This window comes from Streptomyces sp. NRRL F-5630, assembly GCF_000719475.1.
In the GTDB taxonomy this organism is placed as follows: domain Bacteria; phylum Actinomycetota; class Actinomycetes; order Streptomycetales; family Streptomycetaceae; genus Streptomyces.
This window is the reverse complement of sequence record NZ_JOGO01000075.1, coordinates 21,284-27,673: the sequence shown is the minus strand read 5'-3', so window position 1 is coordinate 27,673 and position 6,390 is coordinate 21,284. Positions and strand designations below refer to the sequence as shown.

General features: G+C 76.4%; 6 protein-coding genes. 1 reads left to right on the top strand and 5 read right to left on the bottom strand.

Annotation, left to right across the window (positions count from 1 at the left end; all coding sequences use genetic code 11):
* Positions 1-67: 67 nt before the first annotated feature.
* The 5 genes from rsgA to IF99_RS0125550 form a co-directional block, all read right to left on the bottom strand.
* The gene (gene rsgA, locus IF99_RS0125570; protein ID WP_030999802.1) at positions 68-1,204 is read right to left on the bottom strand and encodes a ribosome small subunit-dependent GTPase A; all 1,137 of its coding nucleotides are present in this window, start codon (positions 1,202-1,204) and stop codon (positions 68-70) included.
* Positions 1,205-1,813: 609 nt separating this feature from the next.
* Positions 1,814-1,981, bottom strand: coding sequence for a hypothetical protein (locus IF99_RS0125565; RefSeq protein ID WP_030999800.1), 168 nt, complete (start codon positions 1,979-1,981; stop codon positions 1,814-1,816).
* Positions 1,982-2,237: 256 nt separating this feature from the next.
* Entirely contained in the window at positions 2,238-3,191 is a 954-nt protein-coding gene (locus IF99_RS0125560; protein ID WP_030999798.1) for a biotin-dependent carboxyltransferase family protein, read from the bottom strand.
* Positions 3,188-3,796: a 5-oxoprolinase subunit B family protein gene (locus IF99_RS0125555; protein WP_030999796.1), complete on the bottom strand. Its 609-nt coding sequence runs from the start codon at positions 3,794-3,796 to the stop codon at positions 3,188-3,190. Before IF99_RS0125555 ends, IF99_RS0125560 begins: the two co-directional genes overlap by 4 nt.
* A 223-nt stretch (positions 3,797-4,019) precedes the next feature.
* On the bottom strand, positions 4,020-4,787 hold the full coding sequence (locus IF99_RS0125550; RefSeq protein ID WP_030999794.1) for a LamB/YcsF family protein: 768 nt from the start codon (positions 4,785-4,787) through the stop codon (positions 4,020-4,022).
* A 163-nt stretch (positions 4,788-4,950) separates the two neighbouring features.
* On the opposite strand from IF99_RS0125550, the gene IF99_RS0125545 reads away from it, so the two are divergent.
* Positions 4,951-6,201 (top strand): FAD-binding protein, encoded by a 1,251-nt coding sequence (locus IF99_RS0125545; protein WP_030999792.1) that lies wholly within the window; start codon positions 4,951-4,953, stop codon positions 6,199-6,201.
* The last annotated feature ends 189 nt before the right edge of the window (positions 6,202-6,390 follow it).

The following is a 6,390-nucleotide window of genomic DNA, read 5'->3' as shown; positions in this document are numbered from 1 at the left end:
GGGGGGCGGCGCCGCGGGGCCCCCCCCCCCCCCCCCCCGCCTCCCCCCGCCCCGCCCCCGCCCCGTCTCAGCGACGTCCCTTCCGCCCCCGCTCCGGGACGGTCCCGTACCGCTTGAGGTCCATCGCCGCGCGGCCCTCGGCGCCGCGTTTCTTCCACTCGCGGCGCTGGGCGGCGCGCAGGAAGGCGTCGGCTTTGGCCTCGATGCGGGTGTTCTCGCGCTGGAGCTTGCGGTAGCTGTCGAGGCGGCGCTGCGGGAGCGTGCCGTTCTCGACGGCCTCGCGGACGGCGCAGCCCGGCTCGGTCTCGTGGGCGCAGTCGAGGAAGCGGCAGCCGGTGGCGTACTCCTCGATCTCGGCGAAGACCTGGCCGACGCCGTTCCCGGCGTCCCACAAGCCCACCCCGCGCAGTCCGGGCGTGTCGATGAGGACGCCTCCGGCGGCGAGGGGGACCAGGTTGCGGGTCGTGGTGGTGTGCCGTCCCTTGCCGTCCTGGTCGCGGACGGCCTGGACGCGCAGGTGCGCGGCCTCGGCGAGAGCGTTGGCGAGCGTGGACTTGCCCGCGCCCGAGCGGCCGAGCAGGACGGAGGTCCCTCCGGCGAGCACCTGCCGCAGCTCGGGCACTCCCTCCCCCGTGTCCCCGCTGACCGCGAGCACGTCGACCCCGGGAGCCGCCGAGGCGGCGTCGGCGAGGAGATGGGCGCGGGTCTCGGGATCGGGCACGAGGTCGGCCTTGGTGAGGAGGAGCACGGGGGTGGCCCCGGACTCCCAGGCGAGGGCCAGGAACCTTTCCACGCGGGAGAGTTCGAGTTCCTCGGCGAGGGAGACGGCGACGACGGCGAAGTCGACGTTGGCGGCGAGGACCTGTGCCTCGCTGCGCTTGGAGGAGGTGGACCGCAGGAAGGCGGTACGGCGCGGCAGCAGCGTCCGCACGTACCGGGGGTCGGCGCCCGCCGGGTCGACGACGGCCCAGTCCCCGGTGCAGACGACCTTCATCGGGTCCCGGGGCACGACGAACGCGGTGTCGGCGCGGACGGTGCCCTCGGCGGTGACGAGGTCGCACTGCCCGCGGTCGACCCGGACGACTCGCCCGAGGACGAGCCCTTCGGCGGCGTACGGGGCGAAGACCTCGCCCCACTCCTCGTCCCATCCGTAGGGAGCGAGGGGGTGCGAGGACAGGGGGTGCTGAGGAGAGGAGGAAGACAAGGGGTGACCCTTCACAGGGGTGGCCCCGGCACCGCGCGCACGAGCGCGGAAGTGGTGTTGGTCAGCCGGCGGCCACGGAGGTGTACTTGACGAACTTCCGGATGCGGGCAACGCCCTTCGCAACGACAGCCATCGGTCGCCACCTCCCTGATCGCACAGTCGGCAGCCACGGCGTCGTGGACGCCGCGGCGGGAACGGACAGGACCCTAGCGACCCGCGTCGAGGCCGCGCCACCGCTTTTCCGGCGGAAAGCACACGCCGCGTGACGCCGGAAGAACGACCCCCGGCGCGGCCGCCCGCTGCCCCCGTGCGCGCGGGGCGAGATCGACGAGGTGCGGAGTGGTGCGCGGCCGCCGGGCGCACCGGTTTTGGTCCGCGCGGCTCCCGGCACGAGGGAGGGTGCGGCCTCCACCCGCCGCGAGGCGGGTTCCCGGCCCCGGGGAACTCCCCCCGAACGGCCACAGTTCGCCGGAACGGTGAGCAACGCCTGCCCGGGACGGCGCTCTCCCCTGGGTGCCGCGGGGGCTGCGGGAGCATGCCCGCACGCGGGAGGGCCAGGTGCCACGACGGCACCTGGCCCCACTCAGCATGTACGGAAGTTTCTCGGGATCACCATCGGTACCAGCGGCCTCGGCGGCCGGACGTCGTCGGGCGCACCAGGAACCCGAGGAGCCAAATCACCAGCACGGCGATGGCGACCCACCACAGGACCTTGACGGCGAAACCGGCGCCGAAAAGGATCAGGGCGAGCAGCAGGACCAGCAGCAAGGGAACCATTGTCATCAACCTCCGGTCCTGCGAGTGCCCCCTCCCCTGCGGCTCACACCAGGGATTTTTATGCGGATCTTAGGGGTGTCCCGAACACTCGGGCGGGCACCCGGATACGTCGGCAGGACGCGCCCGCGGAGGCCGCGGGATGCGCCCCGGGAGCCCGCGCGAGCGCGCCCGGGGCGGCCCCTCCGGTCGGTCCGGGGCGGCCCGGCAGCGGTCCGGCCAGTTCGCGCGGACGCCACCGGGCCCTCGGCGACACCCCCTACGGCGTGCGAGGCCGGTGCGCGTCGTGTCCCGGCCCGACCGTCGTCGCGAAGCGCAGCCGTTGCCCCGGGCGTGCCTGTGCCGCGCGGTCCACGTCGGCGCGCGTCACGACGGCGATCACCGGGTAGCCGCCGGTGACCGGGTGGTCGGCGAGGAAGAGGACGGGGCGGCCCGACGGCGGGACCTGGAGGGCGCCCGCCACCATGCCTTCGCTCGGCAACTCGCCCTTCCCCTCCGCGCGTTCGAGTGCGGGCCCCGTGAGCCGCATCCCGACCCTGTCGCTCTGCGCGCTCACCTCCCAGTCGCTCTCCAGGAGCGTCGTGAGCGCGGCGGGCGTGAACCAGTCGGCGCGCGGCCCCGGCACGACCTGGAGGGTCAGCTCGCCCTCGGGCGGGTCGGGCACCGGGGCGAGTTCGACCTGCGGGTGCGCGGCGGGCGGCGGGCCCACGGGGAGCGCGGTCCCCGGGCTGAGCGGGTCGGGGCCGAGCCCGGAGAGGACATCGGTGGCGCGCGAGCCGAGCACGGGCCGCACCGCGAGCCCGCCCCGTACCGCCAGGTACGTGCGCAGCCCGCTCACCGGGCGGCCGAGGCGGAGGACGGCGCCGGCCGGGACCTCGACGGGCGCGTTGAAGGCGACGGGGGTGTCGTCGACCGTGACGGGACACGGCGCGCCCGTCACGGCGACGAGCAGCGGGCGCAGGGCGCGGACGGCGAGCCCGCCGAGGGTCGCCTCGATGCCGGCGGCGTCCTCGGGGTTGGCGAGGAGGCGGTTGGCGAGCGCGAAGGAAGCGCGGTCGGCGGCGCCGGAGCGGCCGACCCCGATGGGCGCGAGCCCGGGGCGTCCGAGGTCCTGGAGGGTCGCGAACGGGCCCGTGGCGAGGACGTCGAGTGCGGCCTGCACCTCGGCGTCGGGGGCGGGCGGGTGGTTCGGCGGGTGGGGCGGCGTGGTCATCGGACCTCCTCGAAGCGGACGCGGACGCCGGGGCGCAGCAGCGCGGGCGGCTCGCGCCCGGCGTCCCAGACGGACAGCTCGGTACGGCCGATGAGCTGCCAGCCGCCGGGCGAGGAACGGGGGTAGACCCCGCTGTACTCCCCCGCGAGGCCGACGGCTCCGGCGGGGACGCGCGTACGGGACTCGGCGCGGCGCGGCACGATCAGCTCGGCGGGGCCGCCGGTGAGGTAGCCGAAGCCGGGCGCGAAGCCGCCGAAGGCGACGGTCCACTCGGCGCCCGTGTGCAGCGCGACGACCTCGCGCGGGCTCACCCCGGCGAGGTCGGCGACGTCGTCGAGGTCCTCACCGTCGTAGACGACGGGGACGCGGACGAGCGGGCCCGCCGCCTCGCCGCCGCGCGCGGGCCGCACCGCGCGCACGGCGCGCTCGACGGCGGCGGGTTCGGCTCCCGGGCCGAAGAGGAGCAGGACGGTGCGCGCGGCGGGCACGAGGTCGGCGACGCCGTCGGGCGGATCGGCGGCGAGTGCGGTGTAGAGGGCGTGGGCGGCCTCGCGGTCGTCGAGTTCCACGAGGAGGCCGTGGTCGGCGCAGGGCAGGAAGAGCATGACGGGCATTCAACCCTTCACGAGCGGACGGGTGTGGTACGTGGCGGCACGGAACGCGGGCGTGGCGGGAGCGGTGCCGGAGGCACCGGCCGCAGGGCGCCGGGACGCGGGCCGGGGGCGGCGGAACGGGCGGGGGTTGGGGGCGGTGGCAGCGCGGCGCGAGCCCGGGGACCGACGGCAGTACCGGCCGGGGCCGGCGGCGGTGCGGGCCGGTGGCCGCCCGTCACGGGGTGAAGGCCCGCACCGTCACACCCCCCGCGCTCAGGCGCTCCCGTACCGCCCGTGCGATGGCGACCGCTCCCGGGGTGTCGCCGTGGACGCACAGCGAGGCGGCGTCGAGGCGCAGGAGGCTGCCGTCGCTCGCCTCGATCTCCTCGCCGCGCGCGAGGCGCAGCGCGCGCTCCGCGATCGCGTCGGCGTCGTGGAGGACCGCGCCGGGCAGGCGGCGGGAGACGAGGGTCGCCTCGGGCGTGTAGGCGCGGTCGGCGAAGGCCTCGGGGACGGTGCGCAGTCCGGCCTCGGCGGCGAGCCGGAGCCAGGCGGAGCCGGGGAGGCCGAGCACGGCGAGCGCGGGGTCGTACGCGCGGACCGCCGCGACGACCGCCGCCGCCTGCTCCTCGTGGTGGACGATCGCGTTGTAGAGCGCGCCGTGCGGTTTCACGTAGCGCACCGCCGCGCCCTCGACGCGGGCGATGCCGTCGACGGCCGCGAGCTGGTAGAGGACGTCGTCGGTCAGCTCGGCGGGCGGCACGTCGATGAAGCGGCGGCCGAAACCGGCCAGATCGCGGTACGAGACCTGGGCGCCGATCGCGACGCCGTGCCGCGTGGCGCCCGCGCAGGCGCGGCGGATGACGCGCGGGTCGCCCGCGTGGAAGCCGCAGGCGACGTTGGCGCTCGTGACGAGGGGCAGGAGGGCCTCGTCGTCGCCGAGTTCCCATTGGCCGAAGCTCTCGGCGAGGTCGGCGTTGAGGTCGATGACCAGCGCGGGCACGGGGCTCCCTTCGAGCGGGGTGCGAGGGACGTGACGGCAAACTACCGCGAGCGGAAGCGGGCGGAGCGCCGCACACTCCTGGTGAGATGATCCGATGATGAACAGCGAGACCTCCGCCGCGCCCTCCCCCGAAGCCGACCCGGCCGCCACGGTTCCCGGCCCGGTGCGCAACTGGGCGGGCAACCAGACCTTCCGCGCCGGGGTGCTCCGGCGCCCCGACTCGGTCGAGGCGCTCGCCGCGCTCGTGGCGGGCGCGGGCGAACGGCGCGTGCGCGTGCTCGGCAGCGGGCACTCCTTCAACCGGATCGCGGACGTGGACGCCCCGGACGACCTGCTCGTCTCGCTCGGCGCGCTCGCTCCGCTCATCGAGGTGGACGCGGCGGCGCGGACGGTACGGGTCGGGGCGGGCGTGCGGTACGCGGAGCTGGCGCGGGTCCTCGACACGCACGGGCTCGCGCTGCCGACGATGGCCTCCCTGCCGCACATCTCGGTGGCCGGTTCGGTCGCCACGGGCACGCATGGTTCGGGCGACGTGGTGGGCTCGCTCGCGACGCAGGTACGGGCGCTGGAACTGCTCACGGCGGACGGGGACGTACGGGTCCTGAGCCGCGAGGCGGACGGGGAGCGGTTCGCCGGAATGGTCGTCGCGCTCGGGGCGCTCGGCGTCGTGACGGCGCTGACGCTCGACGTGGTGCCCGCCTTCCTCGTGCGCCAGGACGTCTTCACGGGCCTCACGCTCGACACGCTCGCGGCGCACTTCGACGCGATCACGGGCGCGGCGCACAGCGTGAGCCTGTTCACGGACTGGAAGGAGCCGCGCTTCGGGCAGGTGTGGCTCAAACGCACCGAGCCCGGCGCGCCCGACTTCCCGTGGGCGGCACCCGCGACGGAGCCCGTCCACCCGGTGCCGGGCATGGACGCGACGGCGTGCACGCCGCAGCTCGGCGCGCTCGGCCCCTGGCACGAGCGGCTGCCGCACTTCCGGCCGGAGTTCACCCCGAGCAACGGCGCGGAGATCCAGTCCGAGTACCTCGTGGCGCGGGCGGACGCGGTGGCGGCGCTGCGCGCGGTGGCGGAGGTGCGGGAGCGGATCGCGCCCCTGCTCCAGGTCGGCGAGGTGCGGACGGTCGCCGCCGACGACCTGTGGCTGAGCCCGGCGTACGGGCGGGAGACGGTGGCGCTGCACTTCACGTGGGTGCCGGACACGGAGCGCGTGCGGGCGGTGTGCGGGGTCCTGGAGGCGGCGCTCGCGCCGTTCGCTCCCCGGCCGCACTGGGGGAAGGTGAGCACGGTGTCCGCGCGGGAGCTGCGGGGACGGTGGGAGCGGATGGACGACTTCGCGGACCTGGCGCGGGAGTTCGACCCCCGGGGGCGGTTCGCCAACGAGGTGGTACGGGGGGTGCTGGGCCGCTAGCGGGGACTCACCCCGCCGGTGGCCGGGGGCCCGCCCCGCCGTGCGCCGACGGCTGGTTCGCACAGCCCGCCTCCGCCGCCCCGGCGGCGAGGGCCGACGCGGCGCAGGCCGCGCGGAGGCGCCCGTCCCCGTCAGCCACCGGCCCGTGTCCCCGCGCCGGCGGCTGTGCCCTCTCGGGGGCCTCCTCCC